23 protein-coding genes and 1 pseudogene are annotated in these 22,334 nt (G+C 64.7%); 16 read left to right on the forward strand and 8 right to left on the reverse strand.

Translation table 11 applies throughout. The annotated features are described in order from the left end of the window. Both E4O92_RS02560 and E4O92_RS02565 read right to left on the reverse strand, forming a co-directional pair. Window positions 1-236, reverse strand: a pseudogene (locus E4O92_RS02560) (hypothetical protein); the annotation flags it as partial. A 141-nt stretch (window positions 237-377) separates the two neighbouring features. Continuing rightward, window positions 378-1,385 carry a serine/threonine protein kinase gene (locus tag E4O92_RS02565; RefSeq protein ID WP_135188187.1) on the reverse strand — a complete coding sequence of 336 codons (1,008 nt, stop codon included), beginning with the start codon at window positions 1,383-1,385 and terminating at the stop codon, window positions 378-380. An 81-nt stretch (window positions 1,386-1,466) separates the two neighbouring features. Between E4O92_RS02565 and E4O92_RS02570 the strand changes: the two genes are divergently transcribed. After that, the gene (locus tag E4O92_RS02570; protein WP_135188188.1) at window positions 1,467-2,162 is read left to right on the forward strand and encodes a UPF0149 family protein; all 696 of its coding nucleotides are present in this window, start codon (window positions 1,467-1,469) and stop codon (window positions 2,160-2,162) included. 189 nt (window positions 2,163-2,351) lie between these two features. Here E4O92_RS02570 and E4O92_RS02575 read toward each other — a convergent pair whose 3' ends face one another. After that, entirely contained in the window at window positions 2,352-3,512 is a 1,161-nt protein-coding gene (locus E4O92_RS02575; RefSeq protein WP_441295151.1) for an HPP family protein, read from the reverse strand. Between the two features lie 196 nt (window positions 3,513-3,708). Here E4O92_RS02575 and E4O92_RS02580 point away from each other — a divergent pair, with 196 nt between their 5' ends. After that, entirely contained in the window at window positions 3,709-4,662 is a 954-nt protein-coding gene (locus tag E4O92_RS02580) for an MBL fold metallo-hydrolase (protein WP_135188189.1), read from the forward strand. A gap of 116 nt (window positions 4,663-4,778) precedes the next feature. After that, window positions 4,779-5,165 (forward strand): VOC family protein, encoded by a 387-nt coding sequence (locus E4O92_RS02585; RefSeq protein WP_135188190.1) that lies wholly within the window; start codon window positions 4,779-4,781, stop codon window positions 5,163-5,165. Window positions 5,166-5,177: 12 nt separating this feature from the next. Here E4O92_RS02585 and E4O92_RS02590 read toward each other — a convergent pair whose 3' ends face one another. The 3 genes from E4O92_RS02590 to orn are packed head-to-tail and all read right to left on the reverse strand — an operon-like array spanning window position 5,178 to window position 6,362. After that, window positions 5,178-5,489, reverse strand: coding sequence for a hypothetical protein (locus tag E4O92_RS02590; RefSeq protein WP_135188191.1), 312 nt, complete (start codon window positions 5,487-5,489; stop codon window positions 5,178-5,180). Window position 5,490: 1 nt separating this feature from the next. Continuing rightward, on the reverse strand, window positions 5,491-5,826 hold the full coding sequence (locus E4O92_RS02595; RefSeq protein WP_502572580.1) for a ParB N-terminal domain-containing protein: 336 nt from the start codon (window positions 5,824-5,826) through the stop codon (window positions 5,491-5,493). Beyond that, window positions 5,778-6,362: an oligoribonuclease gene (gene orn / locus E4O92_RS02600; protein ID WP_135188193.1), complete on the reverse strand. Its 585-nt coding sequence runs from the start codon at window positions 6,360-6,362 to the stop codon at window positions 5,778-5,780. Before orn ends, E4O92_RS02595 begins: the two co-directional genes overlap by 49 nt. Before the next feature lie 47 nt (window positions 6,363-6,409). Here orn and E4O92_RS02605 point away from each other — a divergent pair, with 47 nt between their 5' ends. The 13 genes from E4O92_RS02605 to E4O92_RS02665 all read left to right on the forward strand — a co-directional run bounded on the left by E4O92_RS02605 (window position 6,410) and on the right by E4O92_RS02665 (window position 20,322). After that, a complete protein-coding gene (locus E4O92_RS02605; RefSeq protein ID WP_135188194.1) occupies window positions 6,410-7,678 on the forward strand; it encodes a M48 family metallopeptidase in 1,269 nt (422 codons plus the stop codon). Next, the gene (locus E4O92_RS02610) at window positions 7,675-8,007 is read left to right on the forward strand and encodes a 4a-hydroxytetrahydrobiopterin dehydratase (protein ID WP_135188195.1); all 333 of its coding nucleotides are present in this window, start codon (window positions 7,675-7,677) and stop codon (window positions 8,005-8,007) included. Before E4O92_RS02605 ends, E4O92_RS02610 begins: the two co-directional genes overlap by 4 nt. Continuing rightward, window positions 8,004-8,894, forward strand: coding sequence for a ribosome small subunit-dependent GTPase A (gene rsgA, locus E4O92_RS02615; protein ID WP_135188196.1), 891 nt, complete (start codon window positions 8,004-8,006; stop codon window positions 8,892-8,894). The genes E4O92_RS02610 and rsgA overlap by 4 nt, the downstream gene beginning before the upstream one ends. An 89-nt stretch (window positions 8,895-8,983) precedes the next feature. After that, window positions 8,984-9,910 (forward strand): ornithine carbamoyltransferase, encoded by a 927-nt coding sequence (gene argF / locus E4O92_RS02620; RefSeq protein WP_135188197.1) that lies wholly within the window; start codon window positions 8,984-8,986, stop codon window positions 9,908-9,910. A gap of 151 nt (window positions 9,911-10,061) precedes the next feature. Beyond that, window positions 10,062-11,294, forward strand: a complete 1,233-nt coding sequence (locus E4O92_RS02625) for an argininosuccinate synthase (protein WP_135188198.1) — start codon at window positions 10,062-10,064, stop codon at window positions 11,292-11,294. Window positions 11,295-11,382: 88 nt separating this feature from the next. Beyond that, entirely contained in the window at window positions 11,383-11,709 is a 327-nt protein-coding gene (locus tag E4O92_RS02630; protein WP_135188199.1) for a YkgJ family cysteine cluster protein, read from the forward strand. A 120-nt stretch (window positions 11,710-11,829) separates the two neighbouring features. Continuing rightward, on the forward strand, window positions 11,830-13,626 hold the full coding sequence (locus tag E4O92_RS02635; protein WP_307721733.1) for a methyl-accepting chemotaxis protein: 1,797 nt from the start codon (window positions 11,830-11,832) through the stop codon (window positions 13,624-13,626). Between the two features lie 10 nt (window positions 13,627-13,636). Beyond that, entirely contained in the window at window positions 13,637-14,092 is a 456-nt protein-coding gene (locus E4O92_RS02640; protein ID WP_135188200.1) for a chemotaxis protein CheW, read from the forward strand. Further along, on the forward strand, window positions 14,092-15,279 hold the full coding sequence (locus E4O92_RS02645; RefSeq protein ID WP_229482971.1) for a CheR family methyltransferase: 1,188 nt from the start codon (window positions 14,092-14,094) through the stop codon (window positions 15,277-15,279). Before E4O92_RS02640 ends, E4O92_RS02645 begins: the two co-directional genes overlap by 1 nt. Beyond that, window positions 15,276-15,950 (forward strand): chemotaxis protein CheW, encoded by a 675-nt coding sequence (locus E4O92_RS02650; protein WP_135188201.1) that lies wholly within the window; start codon window positions 15,276-15,278, stop codon window positions 15,948-15,950. The genes E4O92_RS02645 and E4O92_RS02650 overlap by 4 nt, the downstream gene beginning before the upstream one ends. Next, a complete protein-coding gene (locus E4O92_RS02655) occupies window positions 15,947-18,136 on the forward strand; it encodes a hybrid sensor histidine kinase/response regulator (protein WP_135188202.1) in 2,190 nt (729 codons plus the stop codon). The genes E4O92_RS02650 and E4O92_RS02655 overlap by 4 nt, the downstream gene beginning before the upstream one ends. Next, window positions 18,133-19,104: a chemotaxis-specific protein-glutamate methyltransferase CheB gene (cheB, locus tag E4O92_RS02660; RefSeq protein WP_135188203.1), complete on the forward strand. Its 972-nt coding sequence runs from the start codon at window positions 18,133-18,135 to the stop codon at window positions 19,102-19,104. Before E4O92_RS02655 ends, cheB begins: the two co-directional genes overlap by 4 nt. 222 nt (window positions 19,105-19,326) lie before the next feature. Continuing rightward, a complete protein-coding gene (locus E4O92_RS02665; protein ID WP_229482973.1) occupies window positions 19,327-20,322 on the forward strand; it encodes a diguanylate cyclase in 996 nt (331 codons plus the stop codon). On the opposite strand, the gene E4O92_RS02670 is transcribed toward E4O92_RS02665, so the two are convergent. Together E4O92_RS02670 and murB are read right to left on the reverse strand one after the other, a co-directional pair. Continuing rightward, window positions 20,319-21,050 carry an SDR family oxidoreductase gene (locus E4O92_RS02670; protein WP_135188205.1) on the reverse strand — a complete coding sequence of 244 codons (732 nt, stop codon included), beginning with the start codon at window positions 21,048-21,050 and terminating at the stop codon, window positions 20,319-20,321. The genes E4O92_RS02665 and E4O92_RS02670 overlap by 4 nt on opposite strands. A 179-nt stretch (window positions 21,051-21,229) precedes the next feature. Continuing rightward, on the reverse strand, window positions 21,230-22,258 hold the full coding sequence (murB, locus tag E4O92_RS02675) for a UDP-N-acetylmuramate dehydrogenase (RefSeq protein WP_135188206.1): 1,029 nt from the start codon (window positions 22,256-22,258) through the stop codon (window positions 21,230-21,232). Between the last annotated feature and the right edge of the window lie 76 nt (window positions 22,259-22,334).

A 22,334-nucleotide genomic window follows, 5' to 3' on the forward strand; every position in this document is an offset into this window, starting at 1 on the left:
GCCGCGTCCATCGCCGCCCGCTCTTCGGCCAGCGCGCGGGCGCGTGCCTCGGCGGCGGCCCGGCTCTCGGCGGCGCAGTTGGCCTTGGCCTCGGCTTCCACGCGCGCGATCGCTTCCTTCATGGCGCGCATCTCGAGCTGGCCGCGGTCCGGTTGCGGCGCAGCCGGCACGTGCTCGGCGGGCGGCAGGTCGATCGTAAAGTCGGCGTCGTCGTGCGGGGTTGGAAGGGAATCCATCGTGAGTCTCGGTTGGGATGAAACGCCCACGTTCCAGGCGGTCCAGCCATTGTCAGGCAGCCCGGCGCGCGCTGGCGCCCCGAGCAAACCCGGTAAACAGGGTCAATTCAGCCGTTCAAAAACGGCCGGCGGAATAGCACACTATACCGGCCACAGCGGTGGCTCGTCCATCGCCGCGATCTGCTCGCGCAGTTCGAGGATACGATCTTGCCAATAGCGTTGTGAGTTAAACCACGGGAAGGCAGCCGGGAACGCGGGGTCGTCCCAGCGCATCGCCAGCCAGGCGGAATAATGGATCAGGCGCAGCGTGCGCAGCGCCTCGACCAGGTACAGCTGGCGCGGATCGAAGTCGCAAAAGTCTTCGTAACCGTCCAGGATGTCGGCCATCTGGCGCACCATGTCCTGGCGCTCGCCCGACAGCAGCATCCACAAGTCCTGCACCGCTGGCCCCATGCGGCTGTCGTCGAAGTCGACGAAATGCGGACCGTCGTTTGTCCACAACACGTTGCCCGAATGACAATCGCCGTGCAGGCGCAGCATGGGCAGTTCCCCGGCCCGTTCATAGCAGCGCGCCACGCCCTCGAGCGCCTGGTCGACCACGCTCTTGTAAGTACCTACCAATTCAGGCGGCACGAAATCGTGCGCCAGCAACCAGCCGCGGGGCTCGCTGCCGAAGGTCTGCAGGTTCAGCGCGGGACGCGACTGGTAGGCGCATTCGGCGCCGATCGCGTGGATGCGGCCGATGAAGCGGCCGATCCAGGTCAGGGTCTCTCGATCGCACAGTTCCGGCGCACGGCCGCCGCGGCTTTCGAACACGGCAAAGCGAAAGCCGGCGTGCTCGTGCAGCGTGCGCCCATCCAGCACCCGCGCCGGCACCACCGGCACCTCGCGATCAAGCAGCTCGGCCACGAACGCGTGCTCCTCGAGGATCGCAGCGTCGCTCCAGCGTCCCGGCCGGTAGAATTTGACCACCACCGGCGCCCCTTCTTCGCGCCCGACGCGGTACACGCGGTTCTCGTAGCTGTTCAGCGCCAGCAGACGGCCGTCGCCATGCAGGCCGACGCTCTCGATCGCATCGAGGACGACTAGCGGATCGAGCCTCGCAAACGGATGCTGCTGGGAAGATTCTTGATTGTCCATAGCGGCCATTGTAAGGTGTGCAGCTTTTTTTCGTGCGCTCGCCACTGCCAACGCGTTAAACTGGCGACTTCACCGCAACAAGAGTTACCAATGCACCTCGACCAGCCCCTTACTGAAAAAGAATTCGACGAACTCGACCGGTTCCTGCTGTCTGATCGCAGCCCCGAGGATTCGATGACCATGGACCACCTGCACGGCTTCCTGACGGCGATCGTGATCGGGCCGGAAGCCATACTGCCGAGCGAATGGTATCCGCGGCTGTGGGGCGAAGACGGCAAGGCCGAACCAAAATGGAAAAACCCCAAGGAAGCCGAACGCGTCTTCGACCTGGTCATGCGCTTCATGAACGAGGTGGCGATCACCTTCGAGGTCGCGCCCAAGGATTTCGAGCCGCTGTACGTGGAACACGAGTACGAAGGCAAAACCCTGATCGACGCCGAAGCCTGGTGCTGGGGTTTCTGGGAAGGCATGGAACTGCGCCCGGGCTCGTGGGACGAAATCTGGGACGATCCGGAAGTTGGCCCGCTGATGCGCCCGATCTATCTGCTGGGCGCAGACGAGATCGAGGAAAGCGAACTGCCGGAAGTGGAAGACCCGTTCAAGGCGCACGAGCTGGCGCTGGAGGTCGAAGCGAACCTGCCGGCGATCCACCGCTTCTGGGTGCCGCGCCGCAAGACCGGCGTCGAGACAGTCAAGCGCGAACAGCCGAAGGTTGGCCGCAATGACGATTGCCCGTGCGGGAGCGGGAAAAAATTCAAGAAGTGCTGCGGGGCCGAGCAGGCGTAAAGCCGCGGATCAGGGTGCGGCACGGGCCCTGCGTATCTTGCAATCGTAGGGGGCGCGGGGCCGCCGAGGACCTGTGCGCACGCGGTCACGGCATGCTGACTTGCGGCTCCTGCTTCGCTAGGCTGCGTTCGCGAACCGCGTGCGCACAGGTGCGCACCCTACGCCGCCAGCAAGCCGTACGACCAACATTCAAGCCGCCTCAGCCAGCCGGCTTTCGTACAACGCCGCCAATAAATCCGACTGGCTCACGATCCCCGCGAACACCCCATCATTGTCCACCACCGGAATGTGATGCAGCCCGCTGTTGCTCATCAACGGCACCAGCTCGGCGATCGGCTCATGCGCAAACACGGTGATCACCCGCGAAGCCATGATATCCCCAACCTTGGCCGGCTTTTCCGCGCCGAACACCAGCCCGGCGATGCTGCGCAGCCGCTCGCCAAAAGTCTTGTATTCATCCAGCCCCGCGTGATGCAGGAAGTCGCCCTGCCCCACCATGCCCACCACTCGCCGCGCACGGTTAAGCACAGGCAGTGCATGCACCCGGTGCTTGCGCAGCAGCCGCCAGGCTTCGTTCAGCGGCGTCTTCGTCTCGACCGTCACCACGTCCCGCGACATGATTTCGCCGCAGGTGATCACGCCAAAACGCCGTCCATAAGCCTGTATCTCGGTTTCGAAAATAATCGCTTCCAGATCATCGCGGCTCACGGCCAGCACCTGGCCGTAGCGCGCCAGCGCCGCATCCAGGTCTTCCTTCTTGAACCCGATGCGAGCAAGGGGCACAGGATCGCGTGTCGCATGCGTGTTCTGCATTGCCGACTGCTGCGCGTGCGGATAGCGGCGCCCGGTCAAGTTGTTAAACAGCAGGGCCGCCAGCGCCAGCAACAGCGAATTGAGCCCGACCGGCCATAGCGCGAAATGGTAGCCGGCCGCATGCACGGCAGGCTCGCCCAGCGCCGCGGTCAACGCCACTGCCCCGCCGGGCGGATGCAGGCAGCGCAGGTAGAACATGGCGCCGATCGCCAGGCACACCGCGAGCGGCGCAGCCAGCATCGGGTTTGCAATCGCCTTGGCACAGGTGACGCCGATCAGCGCGGAGATGAAGTTGCCACCGATGATAGACCACGGCTGGGCCAGCGGACTGGCTGGCAAACAAAACAACAGCACGGCCGATGCGCCCATCGGCGCGATGAGATAGGCCGCAGCGTGCGGCCCCAGCGCGAGGTGGCTGACGGCCGAAGTTAATAACAACCCGATCAAGGCGCCGGCGACTGCGCGTCCGCGTTCGGAAGGCGTCGCGGTGTGCGGCTGAGGCCAGAAACTGCGCAGCCATTCGATATGTCTTTCCACAATTGTGAAACTTGAAGTGAAACGTGGAACGGAATTATTCCACAGGCGCGGAATACTTGCAGAGCTCGCCTCTGCAACGGCTGGCTGGCGCGAGGTAAGATACTTTTTTCACAACAACAACACAGCGTGGCAATCATGTACGATAGCAATACATGCACGATCGCCAAGTTTTTGTTCAACCAACAAGGATAAGAACATGATCAAACCGCTCAAGAAGGCCTTCTTCGCCGCCGCCCTGGCCGCTGCTGTTATCGCCCCGACCCAGGCCGCCGCCCCAATGGCCAAGCACCCTGCTCCCGGCTACTACCGGATGATGCTCGGCGACTTCGAGGTGACGCCGATCAGCGACGGCACCGTGGATCTGCCGGTCGACCAGTTACTGCAAGTGAAGGCAGAGACCACCAAGGCCGCGCTGGCCAATCATTACCTGAAGCTGCCGGTCGAGACCTCGGCCAACGCGTTCCTGATCAACACCGGCAGCAAGCTGGTTCTGGTCGACACGGGTGCCGGCGTGCTGTTTGGGCCGACGTTGGGCAAATTCGTCAACAACCTGAAGGCGGCGGGCTACAAGCCGGAACAGATCGACGAGATCTACATCACGCACTTCCACGGCGACCACGTCGGCGGCCTGGTGAGCGACGGCAAAATCGCCTTCCCGAATGCGATCGTGCGTGCCGACAAGCGCGAATCGGAATTCTGGCTGAGCGAAGAGAACTTGAACAAGGCGGCGCAGGACAAGAAAGATGACTTCAAGGGCGCGCAGGCGACACTGAACCCGTACGTCAAGGCAGGCAAGTTCAAGCCCTTCGATGGCGACGCCCAGCTGCTGCCTGGCGTGTCGGCGCATGCGGCGCATGGCCACACCCCAGGCCACACCGTCTATGTGGTCGAAAGCCGCGGCCAGAAGCTGATGCTGATCGGTGACATGATTCACGTTGCTGCGGTACAGATGGAAAACCCGCAAGTGACGATCGCGTTCGATAGCGACGAGAAGGCAGCCCGATCTACGCGACTGAAGGAATTCGATGCCGCAGCCAAGGGCGGATACCTGGTTGGGGCCGCCCACCTGCAGTTTCCGGGCCTGGGCCATTTGCGCAGTGAAGGCAAAGGGTATCGCTGGGTGCCGGTGAATTACACACAGATGCGCTGATTTGAAAATGCACTGCTAATTGAGCAAGACCGTTCCGGGGCATTCCCCGGAACGACTGTTCTGGACGGTATTCAACTCGAAATGCCGACATCGCAGAATACAAATTGGAGGTTCACATGAAGCGGGTTACAGGTATCGGAGGTATCTTCTTCCACGCGAAGGACCCCGTGGCGCTACGCGCCTGGTATAAGCGGCATCTGGGCATCGACGTACAAGAATGGGGTGGCACAGCATTCACCTGGACCGACGATACGGGAAACCCGACCGGGGGAACAACCGTCTGGTCCATATTCGGGGGTGACAGCAACCACTTCGCACCGAGCACCTCGTCCTTCATGGTCAACTATCGAGTCGAAGATTTGACCTCCCTGCTTGAGGCATTACGGAACGAGGGCTGCCACGTGCTGGAGAAGACCGACGACTCCGAGTATGGGAAGTTCGGTTGGGTTATCGATCCGGAAGGGAACAAAATCGAACTCTGGCAGCCTCCCCCAGGTCAATAGCCGCGCCTGAAACTATGGAGTAAATACTTCCACCTCATCGCATGCAACCGCTTTTTCAATCTCCTGCTTCGGCCGAGACCATATCTGAATAAAGATATGTTCAATACCGCGCCTGTCGGCAATGGCCGTCAGTTTTAATCCTTCACCATGGTACACTTCCATGCCCAGATAAGAATTTCCCTCTTCAAGGCGGAGGGTGCTTGCCAAAGATAACAATAACGCCCGAGGCAGCCGTTTACTCGATGAGAATTCCCAACCACAGTCCCCCAACCTTTTTTGAGCCCCGATCGGAAGTAGAAAAACCGCTTCATATGGACTGGTCATATCAATCCACTCCTCGCTCTTGCACGTCAACGGGCACCAGATCAATGCCTGCGCGAATCGCTGCCGCTACCCGATGATGCCCATCCGAGATCACGATGCGCCCATCTTCGCGGCGCACACCACTGATCGGTTGTGATACCTCGTATCCGCGCGCTCGCATGTCTGCTGCCAGCCGCTTGACCAACGATCCATTCATTTGTTCCTTCGACTGCTGGCTGATAAGGCTCTTTGGGCTGATCCGAAGAATCGTGCTTTTCACGGCCTGATCCTCCGAATCTTTGGCTTCGCTTACAGCTTGATGAAATGCTCGCGGTAATACCGCAGTTCCTCGACCGATTCAACGATGTCGGCCAACGCGGTATGCTTCTGGTGCTTCTTGAACCCGGACGCCAGCTCAGGCTTCCAGCGCCGGCACAGTTCCTTCAGCGTAGACACGTCCAGGTTACGGTAGTGGAAGAACGCCTCCAGCTTTGGCATGTAGCGCGCCATGAAGCGGCGGTCCTGGCAGATCGTGTTGCCGCACATCGGCGACTTGCCAGCCGGTACAAAAGTCTTCAGGAAGGCGATCAGCGCCACTTCGGCATCGGCCTCGGTGACGGTGGATGCCTTGACACGGTCGATCAGGCCCGAGCGGCCGTGCGTTCCCTTGTTCCAGGAATCCATGGCGTCGAGCGTCGCATCGCTCTGGTGAATCGCGAACACCGGCCCCTCAGCCAGCACATTCAGGTGCGGATCGGTGACAACGACCGCAACTTCGATGATGCGATCGTTGTCCGGATCGAGGCCGGTCATTTCCATATCGACCCACACCAGGTTGAACTCATTCGGGCGCTGGGCGGCGCCTGCTGCTTCGAAATCAGTGGCTTGTGACATAATTCTCTCTTTGCCTAATCAATCCTGCATTTTCTCACAGGCACAGAATGTCTTCACTTGCGTTTTCGGTTTTGTTCGTGACTTTTTTGGTGCTCACGCTCGCCCTGCGTTTCTGGCTGGCGACCCGCCACATCCGGCACATCGCGCGCCATCGCGCCGAAGTGCCGGCCGAATTCGCAGCAAACGTCCCGCTCGCCGCCCACCAGAAGGCGGCCGACTACACGGTCACACGCACCCGCTTCGGCCTCACCACGCTGGTCTTCAACAGCCTGGTGCTGATTGCCTTTACCCTGTTCGGCGGCCTGCAGGCGCTGTCCGCCGCACTGCTGCATGCGACTGGTCCGGGGATGCTACACCAGATGGCACTGGTTATCGCTTTCACCGTCATCTCCGGTGTGCTCGACCTGCCCTTCGAGTACTACCGGCAGTTCGTCATCGAACAGCGCTTCGGCTTTAACAAGATGACCGTCAAACTGTGGATCACCGACATGATCAAGGGCGCGCTGGTGGGCGCGGTGGTCGGCCTGCCGCTCCTGTGGGTGGTGCTCGCGCTGATGCACCAGGCCGGCTCGCTGTGGTGGTTCTACGCCTGGCTGGTGTGGAGCGGCTTTCAACTGTTGATGATGGTGCTGTACCCGGCCGTCATCGCTCCGCTCTTCAACAAGTTCACGCCGCTGGCCGACGACAGCCTGAAAGCGCGTATCGAAGGCCTGATGGCGCGCGTGGGCTTTGCGTCGAAAGGCTTGTTCGTGATGGACGGCTCCAAACGCAGCGCGCACGGCAACGCCTACTTCTCCGGCTTTGGCTCCAACAAGCGCATCGTGTTCTTCGACACGCTGCTCGCACGCCTCGCGCCGCAGGAGATCGAGGCGGTGCTGGCGCACGAACTGGGCCACTTCAAGCTCAAGCACATCGTCAAGCGCCTCGCGCTGTTGTTTGCCATCTCGCTCGGCCTGCTCGCCCTGCTCGGCTACCTCAAGGACCAGGCATGGTTCTACACTGGCCTGGGCGTACAGCCGCTGCTCACCGGGTCGAACGACGCCATGGCGCTGATCCTGTTCGCGTTGACGCTGCCGATCTTCACCTTCGTGTTCTCGCCGCTGGCATCGATCACCTCGCGCAAGCACGAGTTCGAGGCCGATGCCTTCGCCGCGCATCACACCGATTCGCGCGACCTGGTGTCGGCGCTGGTCAAGATGTACGAAGATAACGCGAACACGCTCACGCCCGATCCCCTGCACTCGGCTTTCTACGATTCGCATCCGCCGGCTTCGATTCGCATCCGGCACCTCAACCTGGCAGGAGCGCAAGCATGAACCTGATCGAAAAAAACTGCATCCACGGCGCCGCGGCGATTGCCCCTGACGCGATTGCTGCGCTGCTGCCGCAGGTCGCGGGCTGGGCAATCGAACAGAACCACCTCGTGCGCAGCTTCGAATTCAAGGACTACCACGGCACCATCGAATTCGTGAACGCGTTGGCGTGGATGATCCACGCCCAGAACCACCACCCGGAACTGACCGTGCGCTACCGCCACTGCATCGTTTCGTACACCACCCATTCGGCCGGCAACGCGCTCTCGGAGAACGACTTCATCTGCGCCGCAAAAGCCAACGCGATCTACGACCAGCGGGCAGGTGCATGAAGGAACTGGTTGGCACCATCGTGGCGGCACACGGCCGCCACTACCTGGCGGAAGCGGACGGCGAAAAACTCCAGTGCGTCACCCGCGGCAAAAAGACCAACGTCTCCGTCGGCGACATCGTCCACCTGAAAAAGACGTCGCCGGACCAGGCGGTGATCGAGAAGATCGAAGAACGCAAGACCCTGCTCTACCGCTCGGACCAGTACAAGTCCAAGCTGCTGGCGGCGAACATCACGCGCCTGTTCATCGTGATCGCGACCGAACCGAGCTTCGCCGACGACCTGGTCTCGCGCGCGCTGGTGGCGGCCGAAGCGGCGGGCATCGAGGCCCACCTCATCCTGAACAAGACCGACGTCGAGGAACTGCTCCCGCGCGCCCGCGAACGCGCCGCGCTGTACACGAACCTGGGTTATCCGCTGCACGAGGTCTCGGCCAAGCGCCATCCCGAGCACGCCCTGGCCACCCTGCTGCCGCTGATGCAGGGCGAATCGTCGATCATGATCGGCCAGTCCGGCATGGGCAAGTCATCACTGGTGAACCTGCTGGTGCCGGACGCCGACATCGCGGTGCGCGAAATCTCGGCCGCGCTCGATACCGGCAAACACACCACCACCTTCACGCGCCTGTACCACCTGGCGGGCGGCGGTTCGATCATCGACTCGCCGGGCTTCCAGGAATTCGGGCTGTACCACCTGACCGAAGGAATGCTGGAGCGCGCCTTCGTGGATTTCCGCCCCGTCCTCGGTGGATGCAAATACTACAACTGCCGGCACCTGGCCGAGCCCCAGTGCGCGGTGCTCGGCGCGGTCGGAGAAGGCAAAATCGCCCGCATTCGCCACCAACTGTATGCGCAGCTGTTGCACGAATCGTCACAGACACTGTATTGACCGGGCCAGCAGGAGTACAATTGACGGTTTCCCTAACGGAAAGCAATCGACTTATAATCCAAGGGATTACCTGAGATCCGAAGATAGATATGCCTGGCACCAAACCGATCAAGCACTTCCTGCAGTTCGCCGACTTCACGCGTGATGAGTTCGAATATGTGATCGAACGCGCCAAAGTCATCAAGCGCAAGTTCAAGAACTACGAAATCTACCATCCGCTGATCGACCGCACCCTGGTCATGGTGTTCGAAAAGAACTCGACCCGCACCCGCCTGTCGTTCGAGGCCGGCATGCACCAGCTGGGCGGCGCCGCGATCTACCTGAACACCCGCGACAGCCAGCTTGGCCGCGGCGAGCCGGTCGAGGACGCGGGCCAGGTCATGAGCCGCATGTGCGACATCATCATGGTGCGCACCTTCGGCCAGGAGATCATCGAGCGCTTCGCCGCCAACTCGCGCGTCCCGGTCATCAACGGCCTGACCAACGAACACCACCCGTGCCAGGTACTGGCCGACATATTCACCTACTATGAGCACCGCGGTCCGATTGTCGGCAAGACGGTGGCGTGGGTGGGCGACGCCAACAACATGCTGTATTCCTGGCTGCAGGCGGCCGAGGTGTTCGGGTTCCACCTGAACGTGTCCACGCCCAAGGGCTACGACATGGACCCGAAGCTGGTCAACACCAAGCATTACACCTTCTTCGAAAACCCGTCCGATGCGTGCCAGGGTGCGCACCTGGTCAACACCGATGTGTGGACCAGCATGGGCTACGAAAAGGAAAATGAAAAACGCCTGAAGGACTTCGACGGCTTCATGGTCGACGCGGCCAAGATGGCGCGCGCGGCGCCGGATGCGCTGTTCATGCACTGCCTGCCGGCCCATCGCGGCGAGGAAGTCGCGGCCGAGGTCATCGACGGACCGCAGTCGGTGGTGTGGGACGAGGCCGAGAACCGCCTGCATGTGCAGAAGGCGCTGATCGAATACCTGCTGCTCGGGCGCATTCAGGATAACTGATACCCCGTCAGGATAACTGATACACCCGTCGTTCCCGCGAAGGCGGGAACCCATGCTGAGTTTCTCGCCACGGCTGCTCAGACTGTCAATGGGTTCCCGCCTGCGCGGGAACGACGGTGCAACTAGAACTTACTTAAGTCACGGAACCCTCATGAGCGACATTAAAAAAGTAGTCCTCGCCTACTCGGGCGGGCTGGATACCTCGGTCATCCTCAAATGGCTGCAGGATAACTACAAGTGCGAAATCGTCACCTTCACGGCCGACCTGGGCCAGGGCGAAGAACTCGAACCTGCGCGCGCCAAGGCGCTCAAGTTCGGCATCAAGCCTGAGAACATCTACATCAACGACGTGCGCGAAGAATTCGTGCGCGACTTCGTGTTCCCGATGTTCCGCGCGAACACCGTCTACGAAGGCGAATACCTGCTGGGCACCTCGATCGCGCGTCCGCTGATCGCCAAGCGCCTGATCGAAATCGCCAACGAGACCGGCGCGGACGCCATCTCGCACGGCGCCACCGGCAAGGGCAACGACCAGGTGCGTTTCGAGCTGGGCGCCTATGCGCTCAAGCCGGACGTCAAGATCATCGCCCCGTGGCGTGAATGGGACCTGCTCTCGCGCGAGAAGCTGCTCAAGTACGCGGAAGACGCCGGCATCGAGATCGACATGAAGCACAAGAACGGCGGCGCGCCGTACTCGATGGACGCCAACCTGCTGCACATCTCGTTCGAAGGCCGCCACCTGGAGAACCCGAGCGCCGAAGCCGAGGAATCGATGTGGCGCTGGACCGTGAGCCCGGAAGCGGCTCCGGACGCCCCGGAATACCTGGACATCGAATACGAGAAAGGCGACATCGTCGGCCTGAACGGCAAGCGCATGACCCCGGCCGAGGTGCTGACCGAACTGAATCGCCTGGGCGGCAAGCACGGCATCGGACGCCTGGACCTGGTCGAGAACCGCTACGTGGGCATGAAGTCGCGCGGCTGCTACGAGACCCCGGGCGGCACCATCATGCTGCGCGCGCACCGCGCGATCGAATCGATCACGCTGGACCGCGAAGTGGCGCACCTGAAGGACGACCTGATGCCGCGCTACGCTTCGCTGATCTACAACGGCTACTGGTGGGCGCCGGAGCGCGTGGCGCTGCAGGCCCTGATCGACCACACCCAGCAGAACGTGAACGGCTGGGTGCGCGTGAAGCTCTACAAAGGCAACGTGATCGTCGTCTCGCGCGATTCGAAGACCGACTCGCTGTTCGACATGAACATCGCGACCTTCGACGAGGACGGCGGCGCCTACAACCAGGCCGACGCCGGCGGCTTTATCAAGCTGAACGCGCTGCGCATGCGCATCGCCGCCAAGGCGCGCGCCAAGCGCGGCAAGTAAGCGCGCCCTGCTCAAGCAAAAGGCCGCCGCGGGCGGCTTTTTGCTTTTGTTTTCGCCGCTCCATTTTCGGGATAGAATCAATGGGACGATGAGTCCCCCTTCCGAGAATCCTTGTCTGTCCTGCGGCGCCTGCTGCAGGACTTACCGCGTCTCGTTTTACTGGGGCGAGGCGCTCGAACTGGGCCTGCCCACCGAATTGATCGAACAGGTCACACCCCATCTCGCCTGCATGGCCGGCACCAACGCCACCCAGCCGCGCTGCGTCGCGCTCGGGCATGGTACGGCCGGGCCGATGGCCTGCGGCGTCTACCCGCAACGTCCCAGCCCTTGCCGCGAACTGCAAATCGGCGACGAGAAGTGCAACCGGGCGCGTGAACGGCATGGATTGCTTCCGCTTTCGCCACAATGTTCATGATTGCTTGTATACAAAATAGCTTTTTCGCGGCTTTTTTGTTGTAGAAGTGCAAAAATACCACGTATTTACACACGAAAAATGTTACATTCTGGCAGTTAATTTTGCACCGGAGCATGAACCTTGAAACACTTAAGTATCAAGAACAAACTGATCATCGGCTTGGGCTCGATGGTCACGATCATCCTGTTCCTGCTCACGGCCGCCTCCCACACATTCTCGCGCATGGCAGCCGCCAGTGAATCGAACCGTCACACGCTCGAAGTGCTGCTCGAAGTGAACCATATCGCCACTTCCGTGCTGCAGGTGCAAGCATCGGCGCGCGGCTTCCTGCTCACCGGCGATGAAGGGCTGATCGCGTCAATCGAGAGCGAACACACGAAGACGCACCAGCATCTGACGCGCGCGATCGCCCTGACGGCCCACAATCCGTCGCAGCAGGAACGCATGAGGCAGCTCGAACCTATCATCGGCCAGTGGATCGAGCAGGTTATCAATCCCCAGATTGCGCACCGGCGCGCCGAAGCCCGTGCCTATACCCCCGACACCAAGTCGGTATTCACCGGCACCAGGATGGTCGAGTCACTGCGCCGCCAGCTTTCCGAAATCGAGGCCGAGGAAGGCCGCCAGATGGCCACACGTAGCGCGAACGCAGCCAGCCTGGAAAACCGGATGGTGATGCTGCTGTGGGTCGGCGGTGCCCTGACCGTGATGCTCGCGCTAGCCGTGGCGCTACGTCTTAAGCGCGCCATCGCCGGACCGCTCGGGAACCTGACCGACGCCGCGCGGCGCCTGGCAGCAGGAGAACAGTCGGCGCGCGCCGAGATCCGCTCGCGCGATGAGCTGGGCGAGGTCGCCTTCGAATTCAACCGCATGGCCCAGGCCATCCAGGACAGCCTGGTCAACGAAACGGCGCGCACCAACGAGCTGCGCGCCAAGGTCGACGCACTGCTGGAAGTCGTGTCCAAAGCCGCGATGGGCGACCTGACTGGCGCCGTCACCATCCGCGGCAATGATGCCATCGGGCGCTTGGGCGAGGGGCTCGACGCGATGTTCGGCAACCTGCGCGACCTGCTCAACAACGTGCAAAAGGCTGGCATCCAGGTCACCACCTCGGCCACCCAGATCGCCGCCTCGGCGCGCCAGCAGGAAGCAACCGGCATCGAGCAGGCCCAGACCAGCGTCGAAATTCTGTCCACCACGCGCGAGATTTCGGCCAACACCTCGCAGTTGCTGCGCACCATGGAAGAAGCGACCACGGTGGCCGATTCCACCACTGCCGCCACCGCCGAAGCCCAGGACAACCTCAAGCGCATGGACCTGACCATGCAGCACATGGTCAGCGCCACCGACTCGATCAGCGCCAAGCTGGCGGCACTGTCGGAAAAGGCGAGCAACATCAACAGCGTGCTGACCACCATCACCAAGGTCGCCGACCAGACCAACATCCTGTCGCTGAACGCCGCGATCGAGGCCGAAAAGGCCGGCGAGGCCGGACGCGGATTCTCGGTGGTGGCGACCGAAATCCGGCGCCTGGCGGACCAGACCTCGGTCTCGACCTGGGACATCGAGCAGATGCTCAAGGAGATGCAGTCGGCGGTAGCGGCCAGCGTCATGGGCATGGACAAGTTTTCGGAAGAGATCCGGCGCGGTGTGGGCGAGGCGCGCCAGCTCGCCGAGCAGCTCAATTCGGTGATGGATCAGGTGCGCCAGCTCACGCCGCGCTTCGACAGCCTGCTGCAAGGGATGCAGTCGCAGGCGGTGGGCGCGTCGCAAATCACCGCGACCATGATGCAGCTGTCCGATGCCAGCCAGGAGACGGTCGATTCGCTCAAGGCCACCAGCGAGGCGGTGCAGCAGCTGAAGTATGCAGCCGACGAGTTGCAATCGTCGGTGGCGCCGTTCTCGGTCAGCACCTGACGAGAGGCCGATGAAGGTATTGGTGTTTCACATCGGGCGCGAGCGCTACGGACTGCCGCTGGCGGCAATCGTGCGCGTCCTGCCGGTGGCGCAGCTCAAGGCGCTGCCGGGCGCCCCGGACTGCGTGCGCGGACTTCTTGATCTGGCCGGCCAGCCGGTGCCTGTGATCGACCTGTCGCGGCTGGCCGGCCTGGCGCCGGATGCGGTGTGTTACGACACCCGTATCCTCCTGGTCGACTATCGGCTGGACGACGGCAGCACGCGTCTGCTCGGGCTGAAGGCCGAACACGTCAGCGGCGTGGCCGAGGTGCCCGTGGCCAGCCTGGCCGACAGCGGCGTCGCGGCGGCGCCTTTCCTTGGCCAGGTCGCCAGCAGCAACGGGGGCATGCTGCAGCTGGTCGAACCAGCTGCACTGCTCACACCCGACGTGCGCGCCCTGCTGTTCTCTGGCGAGGAGCAGGAATAATGCCGCGCAAGCTGCTGTACCGTACCACGGGCCTGGACCTGGATTCGGCATCGGTCGAACGCGCTGTGCGCGGGCGCATGGGCGCGCTCGGCCTGAAGACGCGGCGCGACTACCTCGCGCGCCTTAGCGGCGCCGAACTGCAAGAGCTGATCGAACACGTGGTGGTGCCCGAGTCGTGGATGTTCCGCGACTCGGAGGCGTTCAATGCGGTCGCCGCGTTTGTCCGCCGCCGCCTGGCCGAGCGCCCAGAACGCGCGCCGCGCATCCTGTCGCTGCCATGCGCCGGCGGCGAGGAGCCGTATTCGGTGGCGATGGCCTTGCGCGATGCTGGCATTGCGCCCGGCGCCTGCCGCATCGAAGGCATGGACATCTCGGCTGCCGCGATCGCGCGCGCCCGCGCCGCCCGCTACACGCGCAACGCGTTCCGTAGCCAGCACCTGGGTTTTCGCGACCGCCACTTCAAGGCCGAGGGCCAGGAATATGTGCTCAACCCCGACATCCGGGCAATGGTCCAATTCAGCCAGGCCAACCTGTTCGAACTGGACCTGGCCGCCAACGCGGGCCGCTACGACGTGCTGCTCTGCCGTAACCTGCTGATCTATTTCGACGACGCCACCACCACGCGGGCGATCGGCGCGCTGCGGACCCTGCTGGCCGACGACGGCATCCTGTTTGCCGGCTACGCCGAAGTGCCGGCGTACGCACGCCGCGGTTTCATGTCGCTGGCTTTGCCGGGCGCGTTCGCCCTGCAAAAGCAGGCGGCGTCCGCCGCCGGCGTCGCCCCCAGGCGCAGCACGCCCCCATCCTGGCGCCACGACAGGCCTGTGCAACGGCCAAGCGGCCGCGCGCTGCAACGCCCGGGGACGGACAAGTTGCTGTCGCTCGCCCAGTTCCAGGCGAACAGCGGCGATTTTCCGGCGGCGACCCGCAGCTGCCAGGCGCTGCTGGCAGCCGATCCGGCCTGCGCCGGCGCGTATTTCGTGCTTGGCATGGTGAGCGAATGCCAGGGCGACAGCGAGGCGGCATTGCGCAACTGGCGGCGCTGCCTCTACCTGCAACCGGATCATTACGAAGCCCTGTGCAGCCTGGCGCTGCTGGCCGAGCAGAGCGGCGACGGCGTGCGCGCACGCAGCTTTCGTGCGCGTGCGGCCCGGGTGTTCGACGACCGCATGAGCGTGGCCGCATGACGATGCCTTTGCACCTGCTGCAGGAAGACTGCTGGAGCCACATCGGCGTGAGCGGCGACCGTAGCTGCCCGGAACTCGAACGCCACGTCCACTGCCGCAATTGCCCCACCTACGTTCTGGCGGCCGAGCGCAGCTTGCAGCGGCCAGTCGAACCAGGCTATCGCGCCGAATGGGCGGACCGGCTGCGCGTGTCGCAGGAAACTGAAGAAATCAGGGACGCGTCGGCGCTGGTGTTTCGCGTCGGGCCGGAGTGGCTGGCGTTGCCCACCCCGGTGGTGCACTCGGTCGCGCCACTGGCGCCGGTACACCGCATCCCGCATCGCACCGCCCGCGCCCTGCTCGGTATCGTCAACATCGGCGGGCGGCTGGCCCCGGCCGTGTCGCTCGCCGAGCTGCTCGGCATCGACGAGCGGCAGACGCCGGACATTCGCGGCCGACACCAGTTCGCGCGCCTACTGGTGGTGGAAGCTCACGGCCAGACATTCGCGCTGCCGGTGGCCGAACTGCACGGAGTTGAGCGCTACTGCTTTGATGCCCTGCTGTCGCCCGCCGCCAGCGTCGAGCGGCGCGAGGCCGACTACTTCCGCGGCGTGCTGCCGCTGCCCTCGATGCCGGCCGGCCTGCTCGACGCCGACCGCCTGGCCCACCACCTGACAAGCCTGCTGCGATGAACCAGGACCAGGACTTCAGCCAGTTCTCCATGCTCGACCTGTTCCGCATGGAGAGCGAAAGCCAGGCGCGTTTGCTGTCCGACGGCCTGTTGGCACTCGAACGCGGGGAGGCCGACGCGGCAGTGCTCGACGCGCTGATGCGCGCCGCCCACTCGGTCAAGGGCGCGGCCGCGATCGTCGGGCTGGAACCGATGGTAAAGCTCGCGCACTGCATGGAGGACGCATTCGTGGCGCTGCAGCGCCAGGGCGGCACCGGCGCCGCTCCGGTCGATGCACTGCTGGCAGGCGTGGACCTGATGGTGCGCCTGGCGCAGGTGACTGAGGCCGGCGTGCCGCACTGGCTGGCGGCAAACGCGCCTGCCATCGACGCCGCGATCGAGGCGATTCGCACGCCCGGCAGCGCCGCGCCTGCGCCCGCGCCACCGGCCCCCGTTCCTGTGCCTGCAACCGCACCCGCGCCTGCGGGGCCGCCGCAGGTGTCGCACGAACTGCTGGCCCTTGCCAGCCAGGCGCGCCTGCACGTGTACCAACTGGAGCCCTGGATCGCCTCACTGCAGCGCTTCAAGCGCCAGCAGGCCCACCTGCTGCAAGGTTACGAACGGCTGCACGAGGCGATCATCGCCAGCGGCAACGCACAGCTGATGGAACAGTCGGCGCAGCTGCTGGCCGGCGCCCAGCCGATCAAGCAGGCCCTGCACCGCTACATCACGGAAGTCGACAACTACGAGCGGCGCGCCTTTTCCACCGCCACCCGGCTGGTGGACGAGGTGCTGGCGCTGCGCATGTGCCGTTTCGGCGACGGCCTGCGCGGGTTCGCGCGCATGGTGCGCGACCTGGCGCGCAGCCTGGGCAAACAGGCGCAACTGGTGCTGGAAGGCGCCGATACGCTGGTCGACCGCGACACGCTGGCCGCGATCGAAAGTCCGCTCAACCAACTGCTGCGCAATGCGATCGACCACGGGCTGGAAAGCGTTGAAGAGCGGATCGCGGCCGGCAAGCCGGCGCAGGGCACGATCCGGCTGGCGGCGCGCCACCACGGCGGCATGCTGTCGATCGAGCTGCACGATGACGGCCGCGGCGTCGACCCGCAGCGCATCCGGCAGGTGGTGGCCGGGCGCGGGCTGGCGCCGCCCGGCATCTCGGAGGCTTTGAGCGACGCCGAGCTGATGGAATTCCTGCTGCTGCCCGGCTTTTCGCTCAAAGAAAGCGCGAACGAACTGTCCGGGCGCGGCGTGGGCCTGGACCTGGTGCATGACGTGGTGCGCGCGCAGAACGGCAGCGTGCGCGTGGAATCCGAACCGGGCCGCGCGTTCCGCACCCTGATCACCCTGCCCCTGACCCAGTCGATCCTGCGCGCGCTGGTGGTCGACATTGCCGGCGAACCGTACGCGCTGCCCATCGCGCGCGTCGAACGCGTGCTCAAGCTGCCGCAATCAAGGCTGCGCACGATGGGCGGCAGCCAGTACTTCGAACACGAAGGAGCGCACGTCGCGGTGGTCGCGGCGGCGGATGTGCTCGACCTTCCCGCCGCACCGGTGGCGCCCGAGCTGTCGCTGGTCGTAATCGGCGCCGGGCGCGAACGCTATGCGCTGGCGGTCGACGCGGTGCGCGGCGAACAGAGCCTGATCGTGCAGGCGCTCGAGCCGACCTTCGGCAAGCTGCGCGACATCGCCGCCGCCAGTCTGTTGGATGACGGCGCTCCGGTGCTGATCCTGGACGTGCCCGACCTGCTGGTCTCGATCGCCCGGCTGGCAGGCCAGGGCGCGCTGCGCCAGGTTGCCGCCGAGGGCGGAGCGCAAGAGCAGCCGCGGCGCCGGGTGCTGGTGGTCGACGACTCGCTGACAGTGCGCGAAATGGAGCGCAAGCTGCTGGCGGGCGCCGGCTACCTGGTCGACGTGGCGCTGGACGGCGTGGACGGCTGGAACACGCTGCGCGCCGGCGACTACGACCTGCTGGTCACCGACATCGACATGCCGCGCATGGACGGCATCGAACTGGTGAGCCTGGTGCGTGCCGACCCGCGCCTGCGCCAGTTGCCGGTGATGGTGGTCTCGTACAAGGACCGGCATGAAGACCGGGTGCGCGGCCTGGACGCCGGCGCCGACTACTATCTGGCCAAGGGCAACTTCCATGACGCGACGCTGCTCGATGCCGTGCGCGACCTGGTGGGCGGTCCCGAAAAATGAGGATCGGGATCGCCAACGCCGCGCCAGGCGCGCTTGATGCGCTGCAGCGCGTGCTGGCCGGCGCGCACGAGGTGGCATGGATCGCACGTGACGGCCTGGAGGCGCTGCGCCTGTGCCATGAAGACCGGCCCGAGCTGGTGCTGATGGACCTGGACATGCCCCAGGCCGATGGCGTGGAGGCGACGCGCCGCATCATGCGCGAGGCGCCGTGCGCCATCCTGGTGGTGACCGCGCGACCGCAGGATAGTGTCGGCCAGGTGTTCCGCGCGCTTGGCGCGGGCGCCCTCGACGTGACCGCGACCCCGCTGGCCTGTGCGGAAGACGGCGGCGCCGCGCTGCTGGCGAAGATCCGCACCATCGCCAAGCTGATTGCCGGCCGCCCGGCCGAGCCGGCGGCAGCGCCCGGCGCAGTGCGCCATCTGGTGGCGGTCGGCGCCTCCACCGGCGGCCCGGTGGCGCTGGCCAAAATGCTGGCCGACTGGCGGCCGCCGCCCGAGGTCGCGGTGGTGGTGGTGCAGCACATCGATGCCAACTTCGCCGGCCAGCTGGCCAACTGGCTCGGCAAGCAGCTGCCGGCGCCGGTTTGCACCATCACCGACGGCGCGCCGCTCTTGGGCGGGGCGGTGCAGATCGCGCACACCAACGACCATTTGTGGCTGGCGCACGACCACTGCCTGCGTTACACCATTGAGCCGCGCCACCTGGTCTACCGTCCGTCGATCGATATCTTCTTCCAGTCGGTGGCCGCGCACTGGCCGGGCGCGGCCACCGGCGTGCTGCTGACCGGGATGGGGCGCGACGGCGCTGCGGGCCTGCTCGCGCTGCGCCGGGCCGGCAAGGCGACGATCGCCCAGAACGAAGCCAGCAGCACCGTCTACGGCATGCCGCGCGCCGCCGCCGAGCTTGGGGCGGCCGAGAGAATTTTGTCATTGGGCAACATTAATGCCCTGATCCGCGCTACACTCTAGTGTTCTGAATTGCAGATTCGTTGAAAAATAAATGTGGCGAAATCAAGCTGAGACAAGGAACAAAGCACAGCAAGGCCGAGGCCTTGCGCGCATTTGTGACGCAGTATCAGCTTGATTCTCGCCATATTTATTCAACGAATCTGCAATTCAGGACACTAGTCCCCCCGGCGCCAAGCCGCCCGCTTCCTGACCAATCCATTGACGACCATGCACGAACCCTCAATGACTATCGGCCAGCAGGACCACGACGCGACCGTGCGCGTACTGCTGGTGGACGACCAGCCCATCATCGTCGAGGCGGTCCGGCGCATGCTCGCCGGCCAGCCCGACATCGAATTCCACTACGTGACCGACGCCTCCAAGGCGCACGCCACCGCGCTGCAGTTGCGCCCGACCGTGATCCTGCAGGACCTGGTGGTGCCCGGCACGGATGGCTTCCAGGTGATCCGCGGCTACCGCGAGGATGAGGCGCTGCGCGATGTGCCGGTGATCGTGCTGTCGTCCAAGGAGGAGCCCAAGCTCAAGGCGCACGGCTTTGCGACCGGCGCCAACGACTATCTGGTCAAGCTGCCGGACCAGCTGGAACTGCTGGCGCGCCTGCGCTACCACTCGGCCGGCTATGTCAGCCGGCTGCAGCGCGACGAAGCGTTTTTGCGCCTGCGCGAAAGCCAGGAAGAGCTGGAGCGCGCCAACGTCGAGCTGCGCCGGCTGGCCGCGCTCGACGGCCTGACCGGCATCGCCAACCGGCGCCGCTTCGACGAAGTGCTGGACGGCGAGTGGATGCGCGCACGCCGCGCGAAAAAGCCGATTTCGCTGATGATGTGCGACGTCGACCACTTCAAGTTGTACAACGACAGCCTCGGCCACCAGGCGGGCGACCTGTGCCTGAAAAAAGTGGCCGCGGTGCTGACCGGGCAGCTCAAGCGCCCGGCCGACCTGGCGGCGCGCTACGGCGGCGAGGAGTTCGTGATCGTGCTGCCCGATACCACGCTTGACGGCGCGCTGCAGGTGGCGCACGCCTGTCGCGCGCAACTGGAACAGCTCGCACTCGAACACCCGGGGGCCAAGTCCGGGATCGTCACGATGAGCGTGGGCGTGGCCAGCATGGCGCCCGCCGCGCACAATCGGCCGGAAGAGCTGGTGGCCCTCGCCGACAAGGCGCTGTACGCGGCCAAGGAAGGCGGCCGCAACCGGGTGGTCGCGGGCGAATCCGATTAACCGGAACGGTCGCGCAGGTCGTCCACCGGCTGCTCGCCGAAGCTGGCGTCCAGCAGGTAATCGATGATGATGCCGGCGGTGACATGCGCATCGGCCAGCGCGCCCAGCGCCTTCATCTGCACGAAGCGCTCGCGCATCGGAAAGCGCGCCTCGGGCGTGGCGCGGATCTCGGCCTGCATGCCGGTGTCGATCACGCCCGGCGCCAGGCTGCAGATGCGCACTGCCGGGTCGCCATCCAGCGCGCTGGCCCGGGCATGCTGGTCGAGCGCGGCCTTGGTGGCGCAATACACGCTCCAGCCGGGATAGGCGCTGCGTCCGGCACCGCTGGAGATGTGCAGGATGCGCCGCTCAGCGTGCGGGGTGGCGCGCACCACGGCGGCCGCCAGCGCCAGCGGCGCCGCCACGTTGAGCACCACGGCGCGCATCACGGCCAGCGGGTCATGGTCACTCAGCGGGCCGATCGGGCTCACGACGCCGGCGTTGTTCACCAGCGCCACCTGATACTCGCCGCCCAGGTAGCCCGCCAGCGCGCCGCTCCCGAGCCATGCCGCCAGTTGCGCGCTGTCCGCAAGGTCGAGCTCGACCTGTTCGAGCAACCCCGGGTAACGCGCCGCCAATTCATCGGCGCGGCCGCGCGCCAGGCCCAGCACCGGCACGCCGCGGCCCAGCAGTTCGCCGGCGATTGCCGCACCCAGCCCCCGGGTATGGCCAGTCACGATCGCTTTCATCTCGCTTCCCCACGTCACAACAATAGTTAGCCCAAAAACCGTCGTCCCCGCGCACGCGGGGACCCATAGGCAGCGTGAAATGACGCTCAGCATAGGTTCCCGCCTGCGCGGGAACGACGTGCAATCTATAACTGGTGATTCAGGTTACGCCCCAGCTAACGGTGGCAGCGCCTTTCAAATCAGATGAAAACCGGCTCGGGCTCCAACTGCACGCCATAGCGCTGTGCCACGTCCGCCTGGATCGCCCGCGCCAACTGCACCACATCTTCCCCGCGCGCGCCGCCGTTGTTCACCAGCACCAGCGCCTGCTTCGGATACACCCCGGCCGCCCCCATGCTCCTGCCCTTCCAGCCGCAGCGGTCGATCAGCCAGCCGGCGGCCAGCTTCTCGCTGCCGTCGGGCTGCCGATGGTGCACCAGATCCGGGAACGCTGCCAGCAACCGTTCGCACTGTTCGCCTGAGACCACCGGATTCTTGAAAAAGCTCCCGGCATTGCCGATAACGGCCGGATCGGGCAGCTTGCGCTGACGGATCGCGACCACCGCGTCGCTGACCTGGCGCGGCGTGGGCGCACCGATGCCCGCCTCGATAAGTGCCTGCGCCAGCTCGGCATAGCGCACGTTCGGCTGCCAATCGCGGGGCAGCGCAAAGGTCACGTCCAGCACCACCAGGCGCGCACCCTCCGGGTGCTTGAACAGGCTGTCGCGGTAGCCGAAGCGGCACTCGGCCGCGCCCAGCGTGCGCAGCTCGCCGCTGGCCATGTCGAACGCGGTCAGCGAATGGAACACGTCCTTGATCTCCGCGCCGTAGGCCCCGATGTTCTGGATCGGCGCGGCGCCCACGGTGCCGGGAATGAGCGACAGGTTTTCCAGTCCCCCGAGCCCCTGCGCCAAAGTCCACTGCACGAACCCGTGCCAGTTTTCGCCCGCCTGGGCGCGCACCAGCGTGGCGCCGTCAAGCTGGCCGACGATCGCACGCCCGGCCAGCGCCATGTGCAGCACCAGGCCGTCGAAGTCGCGGGTAAACAACAGGTTGCTGCCGCCGCCCAGCACCAGGCGCGGCAGCGCTGCCAGTGCCGGGTCGGCGCAGGCGGCCGCCAGTTGCGCGCCGTCGGTCACGCGCAGGTAGTGGCGCGCACGGGCGGCAATGCCGAAGGTGTTAAGGGACTGGAGCGGGAAGTCGTGGAGGATGGGCAATATCGGCTGCATACGAATCAAGCGGTTTTCGGACGATTATAGTGGCAAACCTGAGTCCGCCCGGCAAAAATGCAGGCGCCTGCACCGC

This window comes from Massilia horti (genome assembly GCF_004614195.1).
Lineage (GTDB): Bacteria > Pseudomonadota > Gammaproteobacteria > Burkholderiales > Burkholderiaceae_D > Telluria > Telluria horti.